Raw genomic sequence first — 18347 nt, 5'->3', positions numbered from 1 at the left:
CCCCGCATGGACTCGCTCTACTGGCCGTACCTGGCGGCCGACTACTACCACCTGCTGGAGGTGCTGACGGCGACCGTGGCGGTGCTCGTGCTGATCTCGGGGCTGGACGACCTGTTCATCGACCTCTGGTACTGGGTGCGCGAGGCCTGGCGCGCGCTCACCGTGCGGCGGCGCTATGCGCCGCTGTCGGTGGCGCAGCTGCGCGAACGCGACGAGCAGCCCATGGCCATCATGATCCCGGCGTGGCACGAGTACGACGTGATCGCGCCCATGCTGGCCAACATGGTCTCCACGCTGGAGTACCGCGACTACGCCATCTTCGTGGGCACCTACCGCAACGACGCACGCACCATCGAGGAGGTGGAGCGCATGCGCCGGCGCTACCGCCACCTGGTGCGCGTGGAGGTGCCGCACGACGGCCCCACCTGCAAGGCCGACTGCCTCAACTGGGTCGTGCAGGCCGTGTTCAAGTACGAGAAGTCCACCGGCCAGCGCTTTGCCGGCGTGGTGCTGCACGACAGCGAGGACGTGCTCCACCCGCTGGAGCTCAAGTACTACAACTACCTGCTGCCGCGCATGGACTTCATCCAGCTGCCGGTGACCTCGCTGGAGCGCCACTGGTTCGAGCTGGTGGCCGGCACCTACATGGACGAGTTCGCCGAATGGCACAGCAAGGACCTGGTGGTGCGCGAGAGCCTGGCCGGCACCGTGCCCTCGGCCGGCGTGGGCACCTGCTTCTCGCTGCGCGCCCTGCACACCCTGGCCGAGGCGACGCAGAACCAGCCCTTCAACGTGGACAGCCTGACCGAGGACTACGACATCGGCAACCGCCTCGGCCAGCTGGGCATGAAGCAGATCTTCGGCCGCTTCGAGGTGGACTACGTGACGCGGCGCAGCTCGTGGTTCGGCCTGGGGCGCGAGAAGGTGCATGCCCTGCGCATGCCCCTGGGCGTGCGGGAGTTCTTTCCCGACACCTTCCGTACCGCCTACCGGCAGAAGGCCCGCTGGACGCTGGGCATCGGCTTCCAGGGCTGGGAACAGGTGGGCTGGCGCGGCTCGCTGGCGGCCAAGTACCTGCTCTACCGTGACCGCAAGGGCCTGGTGACCTCCTTCGTCGCCATGCTGGGCTACCTGCTGGTGCTGAACTTCATGCTGTTCTTCCTGGCCTACCAGTTCGGCTGGTTCACGGTGCACTACCCGCCGCTGCTGCACCCGGGCAGCTGGGTGGTGACGGTGATGGCCATCAACGGCGTGCTGCTGGTCTGGCGCGTGCTGCAGCGGGCCTGGTTCGTGACCCGCATGTACGGCTGGGAGCACGGCCTGCTGTCGGTGCCACGCATGGTGGTGGGCAACTTCATCAATGCCGCCGCCGCGGCGCGGGCCTGGCGCCTGTTCCTGTCGCACAAGCTCCTCGGCACGCGGCTGGTGTGGGACAAGACCATGCACGACTTCCCCTCCGACGACCACCTGGTGCAGACACGCCAGCGCCTGGGCGAGCTGCTGCTGTCGTGGCGGGCCATCGACCCCGAGCACCTGGAGGCCGCGCTGCGCCTGCAGGCGCAGTCGCGCCGGCCGCTGGGCGCCATCCTGGTGGACAACGGCTGGCTGGACGACGCCACCCTCGACGAGGCCATCGCCTTCCAGGAGAACGACTCGCAGTTCGTCGGCCTCGAAACCCACACCCAACAACAGGCTCCCGCATGAAACCGCTGCACCGCAAAGCCACGCTGGCGATGGCCCTGGCCGCGGCCTGGCCGGTGATGCCGGCCCTGGCCTCGGTCGCGCCCCTCGCCGCCGAGGCACCCGCCGGGCAGGACACCGGCGTCCAGCTGCGTGTCGCCTACCGGTTGGCGCTGCCCGAGACGGCCACGGCCGGCGGACAGCCGGCGCCCGCACCCGTGCCCGAAACCCCGCAGGACGCCCTGCAGATGGCCGAGCTGCCCGGCTGGCGCCGGCGCCTGTCGGGCGACAGCCTGGCCATGGTGCGCATGGCCCGCATCGAGCCGCGGGGCCTGCCCTCTTCCGCCGACGCCGATCCGCTGATGCAGATCGGCGGTGCGCCGCCGCCGGCGCCGCCGCAGGGTCCCTTCCCGCCCGGCGGGCCCGACGTGGTGCTGGGCGCCGGCGCCCGCCGCCTGCCGACGATCCCGACGCGCCTGGACCTGGCGCAACTGCAGGAGCCGCCCTCGCCCGATGCGCCCGCGCAGTTCGTGCGGCCCGGCGAACGCCGCGCCGCCCCCGCCGCGCGTGCGCCCGGGCCCCGCGCCGGGCGCGCGAGCCGCGGCGGCAACCGCCTGCGCGGCACCGCCTGGCGCCTGGCCGCGCAGGGCTACCGCGCCTACAACCAGGGCCGCTATGCCCTGGCCCTGGAGCGCGCCGACGCCGCCCTGAAGCTGCGGCCGGACGTGCCGCGCCTGCAGCTGCTGCGCGTCTACACGCTGCAGAAGCTCGGCCGCCTGGACGAGGCCGAGCGCAGCGCCGTGCAGGCCATCGCGCAAGGCCACGGCAGCCCCGAGCTGCAGGCCGCGCTGGTCAACCTGCGCCCGGCGCCCGCCGGCACCGGCGCCGCGCCCACCACCGAGGCCTACCGCCGCGGCTTCCCGATCGCCACCGAGGCCTACACCCTCTACAACGACGGCAAGTACGCCGAGGCCGCCAGGCTGGCCGAGCAGGCGGTGCGCATCGATCCGAGCCAGGGCCCCTGGACGCTGCTGTGGCTCAACGCGCTGGAGAACCAGCAGCGCTACGACGACGTGGTGCAGTACGGCAACGTGGCCATGGCCCTGGGCGCGCCCAACAAGGACGCGATCATGGCCCGCATGCGCCTGGCGCGGCAGCAGATCGCCAACCTGCACGCCCAGGCCGCCTATGCCGCCCTCAACAAGGGCCGCAACCGCGAGGCGCTGGCCGAGGCCCGCGACGCGGTGCGCATCGCGCCCGACGTGGCGAGCCACCGCATGCTGCTGATCGGCGTGCTGCAGGCCATGCGCGACGACGCCGCGGCCGAGAAGGCCGCCACCGAGGCGCTGTCGGCCGACGACGAGAACACCGGCGTGCAGCTGCTGCGCGCCTACCTGCGCCAGTCGCTGGGCGAGACCGCCGCCGCGCAGCAGGACATCGACGAGGTGCTGGCCCTGGACTGGATCACCGACGACCAGCGCCGCAATGCCCGGCTGATCGGCGCCGACCTGGCGCTGGCCGCCGACCAGCCCAATCGCGCCAAGGCGCTGCTGGCCCCGCTGCCCGCGGACGATGCCCAGGCGCAGGCACGCCTCAAGCGTGCCAGCCGCTTCGCCGGCTGGGGGAGCGATGCCGACAACAGCCTGGAGACCCATGCGCCGCTGCAGCTGTGCCGCGACACGCCCTACGGCACCGTCTGCGAACTGGCGCCCTGGGACGACCCGGGCACCGACAGCCCCGCCAGCCGCGCCTATGCGGCCTATGGCCGGCAGGAATACCCCAAGGCCATCGCCCTGGCCCGCCGCGCCGTGGCCGAGCAGCCCGACAGCGAGGCCAACCAGAACCTGCTGACCACCACGCTGGCCTCGGGCAATGCGCAGGAGCAGCAGGAGGCCATGGACCGCCTGAACACGGCCCTGGCGGCCAAGCCCACCGACGCCGGCCTGCTGCGCCAGCGCGCCTACCTCCATGGCGCGCGCAAGCAGTACGACCTGTCGCTGCAGGACTTCGTGGCGGCGCGCAGCACCGGCGAGGCGCCCGAGACCAACGTGCTGGACGAGGCCTATGCCACCGCCGCCGTCGGCAACCGTCCGGCCGCCGCCGCCATGCTGCGGCAGGCCATCGACGATGCCGACGCGGGCAAGCTCACGCTGGACAAGCAGCAGCGCTTCGATACCCGCAGCGCCATCGCCAACTTCTCGCGCGAATGGGGCGTCAATGCCTCGGTGGGCTACCGCGGCGCGCGCTCGCCGTCCAACGCCCTGGCGGGCCAGCCGATCTCGGTGCCGGGCAATTCCACCTTCAGCACCGTGGAGGCCTACTGGCGCCCGCCGACCTTCCTCAACAGCAGCAACCGCACCTTCGAGGTCTACGGCCGGCTGTCCAACACGCTGCACAGCGGCAACACGGTGACCGGCGCGCAGGTGGTGGACAACCCCTGCGGCGGCACGACCACTGTGAACCAGGGCACCTTCAACAGCGCCTCGGGCTGGCCCTCGACCACGGGCGCCATCGGCGCGCGCTTCACGCCCGATGCGGGCACCAACCTCACCTTCGGCATCGAGCGGCAGTTCCTGCTGGGCACGGCCACGCGCTCGGGTGCCATCAATGCGGGGCCCGCCTCGGTGCGCTGCGCGCTCAACAGCCAGGCCGCCACCATCGACTACCAGGGCAGCAAGGCCTCGGGCGGCTGGCAGGCCTACATGCTCTACGGCTTCTACGAGGGCACGGCGCTGCGGCTGGACAAGCCCAGCTGGTACACGATGGAAGGCTACGTGCAGGCCGGCTACACGCTGCTGGACCATGGCGTGGACTACACCGAGCGCGATGCCTCGGGCAACACGCTCGCCACCGGCAACGGGCGCCTTCGCCGCGGCCAGGGCTTCGCGGCCGGCGAAGTGCGCGTGGGCCGCAGCTTCCTGACCTCGTACAGCGACCGGCTGGTGGTGTTCCCGCACGTCACGCTGGCCGCCGACTGGTACTCGACGCAGGCGCGGGTCAGCGGCGTGCCCCTGGCCGGCGCCAGCAGCTTCGCGCTGGCGGGCAACGGCAGCAGCTGGTCGGCCGGCGCCGGCATCGGCGTCAACCTGCGCTACTGGCTCAACGAGGACCGCTACAACGCCCAGCGCTCGCATGCCGACCTGAGCCTGCAGTACCGCGCCCGCCTGGGCGGCGACGCGGACCGGGCCAAGGGCCTGTTCATGACGCTGTCCTATTCCTACTGATTCCCGCCGGCGCGCGGCCCCGCCGCGCGCACCGGGACGACACGCACACGAGGGGTTTGCATCCATGACCGACGACCGCACCGCCAGCGGCCTGCGCCGCCGCCACCTGCTGGGCCTGCCCATGGGCCTGGCCCTGGCCGGCCTGGCACGCGCCCAGCCCGCCGACAACCTGGCCTTCGTGGGCCAGGACAACTACATCTTCGCGGCCTGGGACAGCCTGTCCACGCCCGACTGGAAGGGCATCGACGCCACCGTGGCCCGCGTGGCGCAGGTCGGCCAGTTGCTGGCGGCCAAGGGCGTGGCCCTGGTGGTGCCGGTGCTGCCCGACAAGATGCGCATCTACGAGGAGAAGCTGCCCGCGGACAAGCCCATGTCGCCCGAGATGCGCCAGCGCTACGCCGGCATCCTCTCGCGCCTGCAGACGGCGGGCGTGGCCACCTTCGACGACGACAAGCTGCTGATGGCCCTCAAGGCCGCCGGCCAGCCGGTCTACTACCGCACCGACCAGCATTGGGCGCAGCCCGCGGCCGACGCCACGGCCCAGGCCACGGCCGACCTGATCCGCCAGAAGGTGCCCAACCTGGCCGGCCAGCCCGGCACCGGCATGGCGCTGGGGCCGCTGATCAACGAACGCCGCTACGGCGACCTGGCGGACCGCTTCCTCTCGCCCGAGCAGCGCCGCGCCGTGGGCCGCGAGATCTATTCGGTGCGCCGCGCCGGCGATGGCGAAAGCCTGCTGGCCGACGCGCCCTCGCCGGTGCACGTCACCGGCAACAGCATGGTGCAGCCCTACTTCGGCTTTCCGCAGAAGCTGTCGAACCTGCTCGACCGGCCGGTGTCGGTCAACTGGAAGCCGGGCGACGTGGGCTTCTGGCGCGTGCTGCTCGAGTACGTGGAATCGAACGCCTTCCGCCAGCAGAAGCCGCAGGCGCTGGTGTGGCAGCTGTTCGAGCCCAACTTCCACCTGGGACCGGACGCGCGCGGGCTGTGGGACAGCGCGTCGGTGGTGTCGGCCGAGGAGTGGCAGCGCCGCATCCAGGCCGCGCTCGCGTGAGCATGGCCGCACCGCCGGCGCCCCCGCCCTCCGCCACCGCCACGCCCGACCGCCGGCACGTCCGCTTCGCCTTCGTCATCGGCCTGCTGCTGGTCGCCGGCCTCGCCTGGGGGCTGTGGCGGCTGGCGACGGCGGACCGCAGCGCCTGGCCGCAGGCCGGCGCCGAGGCCGCCATGAACCGCACCCTGGGCGCCCTGCCCGGCCAGTCCGACTGGACGCGCTGGGGCGCCGGCCTGCGCTGGCGCCTGCTGGGCGACCTGGGTCCGCAGGTGGCCCCGGGCTGCCCCGGCTGGCTGTTCTACCGCGACGGCCTGCGCCCGGCGGCCGGCGAGGCCGTCGCGGCCGCGGCCTATGCGCGCCGCCTGGCCCTGATGCGGCATTGGGCGCAGGTGCTGCGCGCGCGCGGCGTGCAGCTGGTGGTGGCCACGGTGCCGGACAAGTCGCGCATCGAGGCCGCGCACCTGTGCGGCCTGCCGGTGTCGGCCGCCATGCAGGCCCGGCTGGACGACTGGCAGCAGCGCCTGGCCGAGGCCGGCGTGTCGCAGGTGGACCTGCGCCCTGCGCTGGCGGCCCTGCCCCAGGCCTACTACCGCACCGACGTGCACATGGCCCCGGCGGGCGCCGAGGCGGCAGCCGATGCCATCGGGCGCGCCGCGCTGCCGATGCTGGGCGGTCCCGGCACCCAGCGCTTCGACGACCAGCGCGGCGCCGCGCCCGAGCCGCGCATGGGCGACCTGATCATGCTGGCCGGCCTCGATCGGCTGCCTGAAGGCTGGCGCCCGGCGCTGGAGCGCTTCACGCCCGAGCGCATCGTGCCGGTGGCCAGCGGCGGCCTGCTGGATGCCGGCCCCGCCGCCGAGGTGCTGCTGGTGGGCGATTCCAACGGCCTGCGCAGCGAATTTCCCGGCCGCCTGGGCCGCCAGCTCGGCCGCGAGGTCTGGACGCTCAGCCACGACGGCGGCTACTTCTCCGGCGCCATGCTGGCCGCCCTGGCGCAGCAGGAGCGCTGGCCCGCCAGCCTCAAGCTCGTCGTGTGGACCTTCTCCGAGCTCTCGCTCTCGCTGCCCCTGAGCGCCGACGAGGCGCGCGCCGCCGCCGCCCTGCCCTGACGCGCATGCTGTTCAACTCGTACCTCTTCCTGTTCCTCTTCCTGCCGGTGGCGCTGGGCGGCTACTACGCCCTGGCCGCGGCCGGCCGCCGCTGGGCGGCGCTGTGGCTGTGCCTGACGTCCTTCGTCTTCTATGGCTGGTGGAACCCGCGCTTCGTCGCGCTGCTGGCCGGCTCGATCCTGGTCAACCATGTGTTCAGCCGGCTCATCATCGGCAGTGCCGCCGACAAGCGGCGCCAGTGGTGGATCACGGCCGTGGGCGTGGGCTGCAACCTGGCGCTGCTGTTCCACTACAAGTACTTCACCACGCTGCTGGGTGCGCTGGCCGACCTGGGGCTGCGCGCGGGGCCGGTGCAGGACATCCTGCTGCCGCTGGGCATCTCCTTCTTCACCTTCACGCAGATCGGCTACCTGCTGGACTGCCAGGCCGGCACGGTGAAGAAGGCCAGCCTGCTCAACCACACGCTGTTCGTCACCTTCTTCCCGCACCTGATCGCGGGGCCGGTGCTGCATCACAAGGAAATGATGCCGCAGTTCGACCAGGCCGAGACCTACCGCTTCCGCGCCGAGAACCTGTCGGTGGGCGGCACGCTGTTCGTCATCGGGCTGGCCAAGAAGGTGCTGCTGGCCGACAGCATCGCGCCCTATGCCGATGCGGGCTTCGCGGCACCGGGCGACCCGCAGTTCTGGGGCGCCTGGGGCGCCGCGCTGGCCTACACGCTGCAGCTGTACTTCGACTTCTCGGGCTATTCGGACATGGCGCTGGGCCTGGCCAAGATGTTCGGCGTGCGCTTTCCGCTGAACTTCAACTCGCCCTTCAAGGCGGCCAGCATCATCGACTACTGGGCGCGCTGGCACATGACGCTGACGCGCTACCTCACCACCTACCTGTACTACCCGATGGCCATGAAGGTCTCGCGCTGGCGCAGCCGCCGCGGCCTGCCGGTGGGCGCCGTGGGCAGCCGCACGCCGCTGGGCTTCGCGCTGATGATCGGCTGGCCCACGCTCTACACCATGGGGCTGGCGGGCGTGTGGCATGGCGCGGGCCTGCAGTTCTTCATCTACGGGCTGCTGCATGGCAGCTACCTGTGCATCAACCACGCCTGGCGCATCGGCCTGGCGCCGCGCGTCGCGCCGCAGGGCGCGCGCGGCAGGCGGCTGTGGCTCATCGCCTGCGTGGGCCTGACCTTTGCCTCGGTGACGGTGGCCCATGTGTTCTTCCGCGCCCATGACGTGCAGGGCGCACTGGCGTTGCTCGAAGGCATGGCCGGGCTGCGCGGCGTGGAATCGCTGGGCGTCGCCCAGGCGGCCGACCTGCTGGCGCAAGGCTGGGCCGGCTGGCAGGCCTTCGTCGGCCGCCATGTGCAGGCGCTGCTCATCGTGGGTCTGCTGGCCATCGCCTGGGGCGCACCCAATGCGTACCAGATCCTCGGCCGCTTCTCGCCCGCGCTGGGCCGCGTGCAGGAAGGCCGGCCCGCATGGCTGCGCTGGCAGCCCAGCACGGGCTGGCTGGTCGTGGTGCTGCTGCTGTTGCTGGTCAGCGTCATGAACCTGCACCGGGAAGCGCGGTTCCTTTACTTCCAGTTTTGATGCGCCGTCCCGATCAGCTTGCGGCTATCGCGCGTAGCTCCATCGTTTTTGTACAGAACCAGGGATTTCTAATCGATTTTGCGCACGCCGAATTGATATTGCGCCTCCCCAGGTACCTTCCGTTCGCTGAGCGCACCCGTCACGAATATGAACCACCCTGCCATCTCCTGAGCACCGTCGGATGCCTATGCCTATGCCCTTCTTCGCGGGCCGCGCCCGCCCTGCCTGTGCCACCTTGATGTCGCACTTGGCCGTTGCGGCGGCCTTTGCTTCGGCCCTGCCCGTCCGAGCCCAGGACGGTGCGCTGTCCCAGCTCTACGCCGCACGCCCGCCCGCCGGTTCGTCCTTCGTACGCGTGGTCAATCCCACGGACCAGACGTTGCTGGTGCAGGTGGCCGGCGGCCCGGCGCAGCGCATCGGGCCGCAGGCGCCCGCCACCAGTTATGCCATCGTCGTCGGTGGCCGGCCCTTCGCCGTGCAGGTGGGCGGCAAGAAGGCCGCGACGCTGGAGGTGCGGCCCGACAGTTTCGGCACCTATGTGCTGCGCCGCGACGGTGCCGGCCATGCCTTCACCGCCATCGACGACACGGGCGACGTGCCCGATGCGCTGAAGGCCGAGCTGCGCTTCTACAACCTGGTGCCCGGCTGCGCGAAGGCCCAGCTGCAGATCGCGCCGGCCGGCACGCCCGTCGTGCGCGACGTGGCGCCGATGGCGGCGGGTGCGCGCTCGGTGAACCCGGTGCAGGCCCAGCTGGCCGCGGCCTGCGGCAGCGCCGCGAGCGCGGCCCAGGCCCTGCCCGCGCTGCAGGCCGGCGACCACCTGAGCCTGTTCATGACCGGCACGGCCGACAAGCCGGTGCTGACGATGCAGCCGGCCCGCACCGACACCTTCAAGCGTTGAGCGTCTCGTAGAGCCGCGCCAGTTTGGCGCGGTCGGTCTTGTAGTTGACCGACACCGGCAGCTGCGCGCAGGGCAGCAGCTCCGACGGGATCATGTAGTGCGGCAGGCGCGCGGCCAGCAGCGCCTTCCAGTCGGCCAGTTCGGCCGGCAGCGCCGGGTCGTCGCGGCCCGTCTCGACGAAGGCCACCAGCCGCGCCACAGCGCCGTTGGGCCGGCGCAGGGCCACGGCCGAGGCACCGCGGTGGCCCGGTAGCGTGGCCAGGGCGGCGTCCACTTCCATCAGCTCCAGCCGGTAGCCGTTGAGCTTGATCTGGTCGTCGATGCGGCCATGGCAGAAGAGCAGGCCGTCCTCGGCCTCGGTGCCCAGATCGCCAGTGCGAAAGCCGCGCTGGCCGTCGCGCAGGAACATGCGCGTGGTGTTGAGGTCGGGCCGGTTGAGGTAGCCGCGCATCACATGCGGGCCGGCGATGCACAGCTCGCCCTCGTCGCAGTACACGGCGCTGTCGCGCTTAGCACGACCGATGGGCAGCGGCGCGTCGGTGGCGAGCATGGCGTCTTCCACCACCAGGAGCGTGGTCGCCACCGTGGCCTCGGTCGGGCCATAGGTGTTGAGCAGCGGCACATCGGGAAAGCGCTTGCGCAGTTGCCGGCACAGCGGCACGGGCAGCGGCTCGCCGCAGAAGACGAAGGTGCGCAACTGCGGCAGCGCGGCCTGCGTGAAGCCCGGGTTGACCAGCTGCTGCTGCGCGAAGGACGGCGTGGACACCCAGGTGGTCACGCCATGCTCGGCCATCAGCGCCGCCACCTTGAGCGGCGAGGCGGCGTCCTGCCGGTCGAGCATGAGGATGGTGCCGCCCAGCGCCAGCGTGCCGAACACGTCGTAGAGCGACACGTCGAAGCTGAACACCGTCTGGTCGAGGAAGACCGGGCGCTCGCCCAGGCCGAAGTCCAGCCGCATCCAGTCGATCAGGCCCTGCACGCTCTCACGGCCGATCTGCACGCCCTTGGGCTGGCCGGTGGTGCCGGACGTGAACATCACGTAGCAGAGCTGCTTCTCGGCCAGCGGCATGCCAGGGCCGTCGCGCAGCACCTCGAAACGGCCCTGGGCCGCGTCGTAGAGCAGGTGGGCATCGAGGATCTGGCAGATGCTGGCCAGGCGCTCGGCCGGGTACACCGCATCGACCGGCACGAAGGGCGCGCGCAGCATCAGCGCGCCGGTCAGCGCCACCATGAAGGCCGCTTCCTTGTGGCCGCGGATGACGATGGGCATGTCCGCGCCCAGGCCCAGGCGGCGGGCCTCGTCGCACCAGGCTTCGGCCTCGCGCTGCAGCTGGGCCCAGTCCAGGTGGCCGTCGCGGGCCACGATGGCGGGCCGCTCACCGCCGGACCCGGTCTGGACGAAGCGGCCGCTGTCGTAGTCGAAATGCATGGCGGGCGGGGCAGGCCTCAGGCGGCGTTGGCGGCCACGAAGTCGGTGAGCGTGCGCACCGAGTACAGGATCTCCTGCGCCTCGGTGATCGGCACCGTGCAGCCGAAGCGGCTTTCGATGGCGAGCATCAGCTCGACGGCAGCGACCGAATCGAGCAGGCCGGATTCGAGCAGGGGCACCTCCGGGTCCACCTTCTTGAGGATGGCGGACTGGATCAGGGCGATGAGTTGTTGTTCGATCTCGGCAGGCGTGGTCATGGATGGAAAAGGCGGAGGCGCGGGGCCTCGATGTTCAAAGGTCGCGGTTGAGCGGCACGCCCAGCACCACGGTGGAAAGGCTGCCGAGGATGCGGTCGTCGTTGACCATCACGGCCGCGGCATGGGCATCGCGGATGTGGCGGCTCAGGTAGAACTCGCCCGGCTCCATGTAGCCCTGGATGCCGCAGATGCGCAGCGCGATGTCGGTGACGCGCACCACCAGCTCGGAAGCGCCGACCTTCAGCGCGTTGTAGCTGACCATGCGCTCGGTGGCGGTCTGTGGCCCGGCGGCGTCCTCGTAGAGCGCCATGCAGGCCGCCAGCGTGCCGCGGAACTGCTGCACCAGCGTCTCGCCCTCGGCCAGGCGCAGGTTGGCGATGGGGTTGAGCGGCGCGCCGCCGCGGTTGCGGTGACGCAGGAAGGCACGGGCCCGGCCCAGCGCCGACACGGCGATGCCCAGCCACACGGCGCCCAGCAGCAGGTGCGAGGTGGGCAGCATGGTCTGCGACATGTGCACCGAGAAGGGCTCGGCGTAGACCTGCTCCGGCCCGCAGTCGGCCACCAGGTCGTAGCGGTCGGTGCGGGCACCGCGCATGCCCATGGGGTTCCACGGCGCGTGGGCGTGCAGCTGGATCTGGTCCCTGAGCACGGCCACCAGCCGCTGGTCGGTGGGGGCGGCGTCCTCGGCGCGGCGGGCGCTGACCAGGAAGACGTCGGCCGCAGGCGCATAGGAGATGACGGCGCCGTTCTTGCGCAGTTGCAGACGGCCATCCGTCTGCGGGTCGAGGAAGCAGGCGCTGGAGCGGATGGCCCCTCCGGTGGCGCCTTCGGTGGTGGCCGAGGCCACCAGCCACTGCCCGGACGCCATGCGGGCCAGCAGGCCCTGCAGCCAGTCGCTGTTCTGCGCATGCTGGATGGCCACCGCCGACTGCGACTGGTGCATGGCGTAGATCAGGCCGGTCGAGGCGCAGGCCTCCGACAGGCGCCGGCAGACGTTGACCACGGTGCGCAGCGGCAGCCCAGGGCCGCCGTGGCGGGTGGGCACCAGCAGGCCCAGGAGCCCTTCCGCGCGCAAGGCGTCAAGCACCTCGGTGGGCAGCCGGCCCTCGCGGTCGACGGCATCGGCATGGGTGGCGGCCACCTGGGCCGCACGGGATGTGGCGTCCTCCACGGAGGCCGCTGCAGACAACGATTCAGCGGCCTTCATGCCCGTCCACAACTTGCGAATGTTGATACATTTTTAGTATATGTTCACTTTTCGCAAGCTTTGCGGAGCGGGCGTGACCAGCACCTGACGCGGGCGCGCCCGGTGTGACATCGGCCACGCGCGGACGCTTTTTTCAGGCGTCGCCGCCGCGCCAGTCGCGCAGCAGCTTCTTGGCCTCGGGCGTGTCGCCGAGCAGCCAGGGGTCGATGGCGAAGGCGAGCACATGCTCGGCGCCATAGGTGCGCGCCACCTCCAGCTGGGCACGCACGCGCTCCAGCGTGGCCGCGCGGGCCCGGAAGCCATCGGGCTGGCCGGGCGGGTTGGGCAACTGCTCGAACAGCTCCACGATGAGGTCGAAGGCCACGCCGCGCTGGCGCAGCAGGCGGCGCAGCGGCTCCAGGCCGGCGTAGTTGCCCATGCCGGCCACGCCCACGCCGTCCTGCAGCATGGGCCGCAGCTGCGCCGCGTCGAGGATCTCGGCCCACAGGCCGTCCAGCGAGCCCGGCGTGGGCAGGCGGCTGTAGAAGGTGGAGACGGCCAGGCGCGGCTGGCTGCGCCTGAGGGGCTCGGCCGCCAGCTCGCGCAGCCAGGCGGTGAGCAGGCGCCGCCGCTCCGGCGTCGCCCAGTTGTACTGGTCGATCTCGTAGGGCAGGTACCAGCCGCGGAAGGCGGCATGGCCCGGCCAGGGCTCGCTGCGCATGGCGGCCAGGCTGCGCTCGCGCGTCTGGTCCAGGAAGGCCGGCAGCGCCTCGGGCTGCCGGGCGCCCAGCGTGGTCCACCAGCGCTCGTCGTAGGGCAGGCCCAGGCGCACGCCCATGCCCTGGCGCGCGGCCTCGTCGAACAGCATCTGCAGCAGCGCGGGCGTCAGCATCCAGTCGTTGGCGCCGCCGTACAGGCCCATCCACTGCACCACCACCTCGCGGCAGCCCAGCTCGCGCGTCACGCGCAGGCGGCGCTGCCACTCCTCGAGCGACAGCGCCTCGTGGCTGCGCCAGGGCTGCAGGAAGGTGCCGTCCAGGCGCATCGGCGCGGGCGCGCAGCCGGCCGCCAGCAGGGCCACCGCGGCGCCAGCGGCGCCGAGCCAGGCACGTCGCGTGGGCATGGGTGGAGGCCTCACGTGTAGCGCTTTTCCAGCGCGTCCCAATCCGGCTTGCCGACCAGGCGCTGGCGCTCGGCGAAGGGTGCGACGAGGCCGCTCGATTCCTGCACCTCCTTCTGGTCGCGCAGCACCGTGAGGGCCTGCTGCATGCCCATCACCGCGCCCTGCAGCGCCGCATTGGCATAGAGCACGATGCCGTAGCCCAGCCCGGCCAGCTGATCGGCATTGAAGATGGGCGTCTTGCCACCGATCACCATGTTCATCAGCTGGGGCTTGGCCAGGCGCTGCGGCAGGGCGCGCACCTCGTCGGCCTTCGTCACCGCCTCGACGAAGAGGATGTCGGCCCCCGCCTCGGCGAACTTGTGGGCGCGCTCGACCGCGGCCTCGAAGCCGTGCGTGGCGGCGGCGTCGGTGCGGGCCAGGATCATCAGGTCGGCATCCCGCCGCGCATCGACGGCCGCCTTGATCTTGCTCACGGCCTCTTCGGTGCTGATCACCTCCTTGCCCGAGAAGTGGCCGCAGCGCTTGGGCGCGACCTGGTCTTCCAGCTGGATGCAATCGGCGCCGGCCCGCTCCAGCGTGCGCACGGTGTGATGGACGTTGAGCGCATTGCCGAAGCCGGTGTCGGCATCGACGATCAGCGGCAGCGACACCGCATCGCGGATGCGCGCCGTGTGGTCGGCGATCTCGGCCAGGCCCATGAAGCCCTGGTCGGGCATGCCGAACCACATGTTGGTGACGCCGGCACCGGTGACATAGATCGCCTCGAAGCCGAGGTCTTCGATCACGCGGGCCGAGAGGGCATTGAAGGCCCCCGGCACGAGCACGCCGCGGCGGGCCTCGACCAGGGTCTTGAGTTGTTTGCGAGTGGACATGCAAGCGAGGGGTTCGACGGTCGGGCGCAAGGAGTGTCTGGCGCGTGTAGGCCGTCCGGTTCAGAAACAGTCGCCGGGCACGCGCACCCAGCCTTCCATGAGCACGCGGGCGCTGCGGCTCATCAGGGCCTTGGTGACCTGCCATTGCGGCCCGGCCGGCCCATCGACCTGCCGCGCCTCGGCGCCGACCCGCAGTAGACCAGAGGGATGGCCGAAGCGCACGGCGCTGCGCTCGCCGCCCCCGGCCGCGAGGTTGACCAGCGTGCCCGGAATGGCCGCCGCGGTGCCGATGGCCACAGCCGCCGTTCCCATCATGGCGTGGTGCAGCTTGCCCATGGAGAGGGCGCGAACGAGCAGGTCGATGTCGGCCGCGCGCACGGTCTTGCCACTGGAGGCCACATAGTCCTGCGGCGGCGCGACGAAGGCCACCTTGGGCGTGTGCTGCCGCGTGGCGGCCTCGGCCACATCGCGGATCAGGCCCATGCGCACGGCGCCCCAGGCGCGGATGGCCTCGAAACGCGCCAGCGCGGCGGCGTCGCCATTGATGGCAGGTTGCAGCTCGGTGCCGGTGTAGCCCAGTTCGGCCGCGTTGAGGAAGATGGTGGGGATGCCGGCATTGATCAGCGTGGCCGCGAAGGTGCCGACGCCGGGCACTTCCAACTGCTCGACCACGCGGCCGGTCGGGAACATGGCGCCGCCCTCGCCGTCTTCGGCGGGGTCGAGGAACTCGAGCGGTACCTCGGCGGCCGGGAAGGTCACGCCGTCGAGCTCGAAGTCGCCCGTCTCCTGCACCTGGCCGTCCACCATGGGCACATGGGCCACGATGGTCTTGCCGATGTTGGCCTGCCAGATGCGCACGGTGCACGCGCCGTCCGCCGGCACGCGCGCCGCATCGATCAGGCCCGCCGCGATGGCGAAGGGCCCGACGGCCGCCGACAGGTTGCCGCAGTTGCCCGACCAGTCGACGAAGGCACTGTCGATGGCGACCTGGCCGAAGAGATAGTCCACGTCATGGCCGGGGCACGTGCTCTTCGACAGGATGACCACCTTGCTGGTGCTGGAGGTCGCGCCGCCCATGCCGTCGGTCTGCTTGCCGTACGGATCGGGGCTGCCGATCACACGCATCAGCAGTGCGTCGCGCGCCGGGCCGGGTTCGCGGGCCCGCGCGGGCAGGTCCTGCAGGCGGAAGAACACGCCTTTGCTGGTGCCCCCGCGCATGTAGGTGGCGGGGATCTTGATCTGGGGGATGGGCATGGGTCAGTGCGTGGCCGGTTGAAGAGGGGCAGTCTGCCCCGCCAGGAAGTCCTGCGCAAAGCGCTGCAGCACCCCGCCGGCCTCGTACACCGACACCTCTTCCGCCGTGTCCAGCCGGCAGCGCACCGGCACGCGCATCGGCTCGCCGCTGCGGCGGTGGACGACCAGCGTCAGCTGCGCACCGGGCGTGCGCTCGCCCTCCACGTCGTAGGTCTCGGTGCCATCCAGCCCCAGCGTCAGGCGCGTGGTGCCGGGCAGGAACTCCAGCGGCAGCACGCCCATGCCGATCAGGTTGGTGCGGTGGATGCGCTCGAAGCCTTCGGCCACCACCACCTCCACGCCGGCCAGGCGCACGCCCTTGGCCGCCCAGTCGCGGCTGGAGCCCTGGCCATAGTCGGCACCGGCGATGACCACCAGCGGCTGGCGGCGCTGCAGGTAGGTCTCGATGGCCTCCCACATGCGCACCACGCGGCCCTCGGGCTCGATGCGGGCGAGCGAACCCTTCTTCACCACGCCATCGACCACGGCCATCTCGTTGACCAGTTGCGGGTTGGCGAAGGTGGCGCGCATGGCCGTGAGGTGATCGCCGCGGTGGGTGGCGTAGGAGTTGAAGTCCTCCTCCGGCAGGCCCATGCGGGCCAGGTACTCGCCGGCCGCGCTGTCGGCCAGGATGGCGTTGGAGGGCGACAAATGATCGGTGGTGATGTTGTCCGGCAGCAGGGCCAGGGGCCGCATGCCGCGCAGGGTGCGGGGCTGCGCCGCGAGCGCGCCCATGCCCTCGGTGTCCCAGTAGGGCGGGCGGCGGATGTAGGTGGACTGCGGGCGCCAGTCGTACTGCGGGCTGGCGCGCGATTCGCCCTCGGCGCGGATCGCGAACATGGGTTCGTACACGCGGCGGAACTGCTCGGGCTTGACGCTCGCCGCGACCACGGCGTCGATCTCCGCGTCGCTGGGCCACAGGTCGGCCAGGCGCAGTTCCCGGCCCTGGGCGTCGGTGCCGAGCACGTCGCGCTCGATGTCGAAGCGGATGGTGCCGGCAATGGCATAGGCCACCACCAGCGGCGGCGAGGCCAGGAAGGCCTGCTTCGCATACGGGTGGATGCGGCCGTCGAAGTTGCGGTTGCCGGAGAGCACGGCCGTGGCGTACAGGTCGCGCTCGACGATCTCCTGCTGGATCACGGGGTCCAGCGCGCCGCTCATGCCGTTGCAGGTGGTGCAGGCGAAGGCCACGATGCCGAAGCCCAGGCGCTCCAGTTCGCCGAGCAGGCCGGCCTCCTGCAGGTACAGCTCGACGGCCTTGGAGCCGGGCGCCAGCGAGGTCTTGACCCAGGGCTTGCGCACCAGGCCATGGGCATTGGCATTGCGCGCCAGCAGCGCGGCGGCGATGACGTTGCGCGGGTTGCTGGTGTTGGTGCAACTGGTGATGGCGGCGATCACCACGGCGCCGTCGGGCAGACGGCCCGCGGCCTCGTCGGCGCGGCCGGCCGCCAGCTTGGCCGCATCGGCAATGCCGCGCTCCGCCAGGGCGCTGGCCGGCAGGCGGCGGTGCGGGTTGGAGGGGCCCGCCAAGTTGCGCTCCACCGTGCCGATGTCGAAGCGCAGCACGCGCTCGTACGCGACCTCGGCCAGCGTGTCGGCCCACAGGCCGGCCGCCTTGGCATAGGCCTCGACCAGGTGCACCTGCGATTCCTCGCGGCCCGTCAGCCGCAGGTAGTCCAGCGTCTGGCCGTCGATGGCGAAGAGCGCGGCGGTGGCGCCGTACTCGGCGCACATGTTGGAGATGGTGGCGCGGTCGCCGATGGACAGGCGCGCCGCGCCCTCGCCGAAGAACTCGACATACGCGCCGACCACCTTCTGCTGCCGCAGGAACTCGGTGAGCGCCAGCACGATGTCGGTGGCCGTGATGCCCGGCCGGCGCTCGCCGACCAGCTCCACGCCCACGATGTCAGGGAGGCGCATCCACGACGCGCGACCCAGCATCACGTTCTCGGCCTCCAGGCCGCCCACGCCCACGGCGATCACACCCAGCGCATCGACATGCGGCGTGTGGCTGTCGGTGCCCACGCAGGTGTCGGCATAGGCCACGCCGTCCTGCACGGCGACGACCGGCGACATCTTCTCCAGGTTGATCTGATGCATGATCCCGTTGCCCGCCGGGATCACCTGTACGTTGTCGAAGGCCCGCTTGGTCCAGTCGATGAAGTGGAAGCGGTCTTCGTTGCGGCGGTCCTCGATGGCGCGGTTCTTCGCGAAAGCCTCGGGGTCGAAACCGCCGCACTCCACGGCCAGCGAATGGTCCACGATCAGCTGCACCGGCACCACCGGGTTCACCGCCGCCGGATCGCCGCCCTCGGCCGCGATGGCATCGCGCAGGCCGGCCAGGTCCACCAGCGCGGTCTGGCCCAGGATGTCGTGGCACACCACCCGTGCGGGGTACCAGGGAAAGTCCAGGTCCCGGCGGCGCTCGATCAGCTGGCGCAGGTAGTCGTCGAGCTGGGCCGGGTCGGCGCGGCGTACCAGGTTCTCGGCATGCACCCGCGCGGTGTAGGGCAGCCGGGCCCAGGCGCCGGGCTGCAGCGCCTCGATGGCGGCGCGGGCATCGTAGAAATGCAGGTCGGTGGCGGGAAGCGGCTGGCGGTGGAGGCGGTTCATGGGATCGTGGAGCGGGC

The 18347-nt window shown here is 71.5% G+C and carries 13 protein-coding genes; 6 read left to right on the top strand and 7 right to left on the bottom strand.

Going from position 1 to position 18347, the window contains the following annotated elements:
• The first annotated feature begins 6 nt into the window (after window positions 1-6).
• The 6 genes from L0984_RS21810 to L0984_RS21785 all read left to right on the top strand — a co-directional run bounded on the left by L0984_RS21810 (window position 7) and on the right by L0984_RS21785 (window position 9557).
• Window positions 7-1704, top strand: a complete 1698-nt coding sequence (locus tag L0984_RS21810; RefSeq protein ID WP_234196360.1) for a glycosyl transferase family protein — start codon at window positions 7-9, stop codon at window positions 1702-1704.
• A complete protein-coding gene (locus L0984_RS21805; protein ID WP_234196358.1) occupies window positions 1701-4904 on the top strand; it encodes an NfrA family protein in 3204 nt (1067 codons plus the stop codon). Before L0984_RS21810 ends, L0984_RS21805 begins: the two co-directional genes overlap by 4 nt.
• A gap of 64 nt (window positions 4905-4968) precedes the next feature.
• Window positions 4969-5958 (top strand): alginate O-acetyltransferase AlgX-related protein, encoded by a 990-nt coding sequence (locus tag L0984_RS21800; RefSeq protein ID WP_234196356.1) that lies wholly within the window; start codon window positions 4969-4971, stop codon window positions 5956-5958.
• Between the two features lie 2 nt (window positions 5959-5960).
• A complete protein-coding gene (locus L0984_RS21795; RefSeq protein WP_234196649.1) occupies window positions 5961-7067 on the top strand; it encodes an alginate O-acetyltransferase AlgX-related protein in 1107 nt (368 codons plus the stop codon).
• Between the two features lie 5 nt (window positions 7068-7072).
• Entirely contained in the window at window positions 7073-8656 is a 1584-nt protein-coding gene (locus L0984_RS21790; protein WP_234196354.1) for an MBOAT family O-acyltransferase, read from the top strand.
• Between the two features lie 238 nt (window positions 8657-8894).
• On the top strand, window positions 8895-9557 hold the full coding sequence (locus L0984_RS21785) for an alginate O-acetyltransferase AlgF (protein WP_234196648.1): 663 nt from the start codon (window positions 8895-8897) through the stop codon (window positions 9555-9557).
• On the opposite strand, the gene L0984_RS21780 is transcribed toward L0984_RS21785, so the two are convergent.
• From L0984_RS21780 to acnD, 7 genes are all read right to left on the bottom strand, one after another.
• Entirely contained in the window at window positions 9547-10986 is a 1440-nt protein-coding gene (locus tag L0984_RS21780) for an AMP-binding protein (RefSeq protein ID WP_234196352.1), read from the bottom strand. The genes L0984_RS21785 and L0984_RS21780 overlap by 11 nt on opposite strands.
• Window positions 10987-11003: 17 nt before the next feature.
• Window positions 11004-11243 carry an acyl carrier protein gene (locus tag L0984_RS21775; RefSeq protein ID WP_234196349.1) on the bottom strand — a complete coding sequence of 80 codons (240 nt, stop codon included), beginning with the start codon at window positions 11241-11243 and terminating at the stop codon, window positions 11004-11006.
• Window positions 11244-11277: 34 nt separating this feature from the next.
• Window positions 11278-12450 carry an acyl-CoA dehydrogenase family protein gene (locus L0984_RS21770; protein ID WP_234196348.1) on the bottom strand — a complete coding sequence of 391 codons (1173 nt, stop codon included), beginning with the start codon at window positions 12448-12450 and terminating at the stop codon, window positions 11278-11280.
• A gap of 133 nt (window positions 12451-12583) precedes the next feature.
• The gene (locus L0984_RS21765; protein WP_234196346.1) at window positions 12584-13552 is read right to left on the bottom strand and encodes a DUF4434 domain-containing protein; all 969 of its coding nucleotides are present in this window, start codon (window positions 13550-13552) and stop codon (window positions 12584-12586) included.
• An 11-nt stretch (window positions 13553-13563) separates the two neighbouring features.
• Entirely contained in the window at window positions 13564-14424 is an 861-nt protein-coding gene (locus tag L0984_RS21760) for an isocitrate lyase/PEP mutase family protein (protein ID WP_234196344.1), read from the bottom strand.
• A gap of 60 nt (window positions 14425-14484) precedes the next feature.
• The gene (gene prpF / locus L0984_RS21755; protein ID WP_234196343.1) at window positions 14485-15678 is read right to left on the bottom strand and encodes a 2-methylaconitate cis-trans isomerase PrpF; all 1194 of its coding nucleotides are present in this window, start codon (window positions 15676-15678) and stop codon (window positions 14485-14487) included.
• A 3-nt stretch (window positions 15679-15681) separates the two neighbouring features.
• On the bottom strand, window positions 15682-18330 hold the full coding sequence (gene acnD, locus L0984_RS21750; protein ID WP_234196341.1) for a Fe/S-dependent 2-methylisocitrate dehydratase AcnD: 2649 nt from the start codon (window positions 18328-18330) through the stop codon (window positions 15682-15684).
• Between the last annotated feature and the right edge of the window lie 17 nt (window positions 18331-18347).

The organism is Pseudacidovorax sp. NFM-22, from assembly GCF_021401245.1.
Taxonomy (GTDB): Bacteria; Pseudomonadota; Gammaproteobacteria; order Burkholderiales; family Burkholderiaceae_C; genus Xenophilus.
This window is presented reverse-complemented; position numbering and strand designations above follow the sequence as displayed.

Coding starts and splice junctions, on each gene's coding strand:
- L0984_RS21760 (WP_234196344.1), bottom strand. CDS start 14,424: ATGTCCACTCGCAAACAACTCAAGACCCTGGTCGAGGCCCGCCGCGGC.
- prpF (WP_234196343.1), bottom strand. CDS start 15,678: ATGCCCATCCCCCAGATCAAGATCCCCGCCACCTACATGCGCGGGGGC.
- L0984_RS21790 (WP_234196354.1), top strand. CDS start 7,073: ATGCTGTTCAACTCGTACCTCTTCCTGTTCCTCTTCCTGCCGGTGGCG.
- L0984_RS21805 (WP_234196358.1), top strand. CDS start 1,701: ATGAAACCGCTGCACCGCAAAGCCACGCTGGCGATGGCCCTGGCCGCG.
- L0984_RS21765 (WP_234196346.1), bottom strand. CDS start 13,552: ATGCCCACGCGACGTGCCTGGCTCGGCGCCGCTGGCGCCGCGGTGGCC.
- L0984_RS21810 (WP_234196360.1), top strand. CDS start 7: ATGGACTCGCTCTACTGGCCGTACCTGGCGGCCGACTACTACCACCTG.
- L0984_RS21770 (WP_234196348.1), bottom strand. CDS start 12,450: ATGAAGGCCGCTGAATCGTTGTCTGCAGCGGCCTCCGTGGAGGACGCC.
- L0984_RS21800 (WP_234196356.1), top strand. CDS start 4,969: ATGACCGACGACCGCACCGCCAGCGGCCTGCGCCGCCGCCACCTGCTG.
- acnD (WP_234196341.1), bottom strand. CDS start 18,330: ATGAACCGCCTCCACCGCCAGCCGCTTCCCGCCACCGACCTGCATTTC.
- L0984_RS21795 (WP_234196649.1), top strand. CDS start 5,961: ATGGCCGCACCGCCGGCGCCCCCGCCCTCCGCCACCGCCACGCCCGAC.
- L0984_RS21775 (WP_234196349.1), bottom strand. CDS start 11,243: ATGACCACGCCTGCCGAGATCGAACAACAACTCATCGCCCTGATCCAG.
- L0984_RS21785 (WP_234196648.1), top strand. CDS start 8,895: ATGTCGCACTTGGCCGTTGCGGCGGCCTTTGCTTCGGCCCTGCCCGTC.
- L0984_RS21780 (WP_234196352.1), bottom strand. CDS start 10,986: ATGCATTTCGACTACGACAGCGGCCGCTTCGTCCAGACCGGGTCCGGC.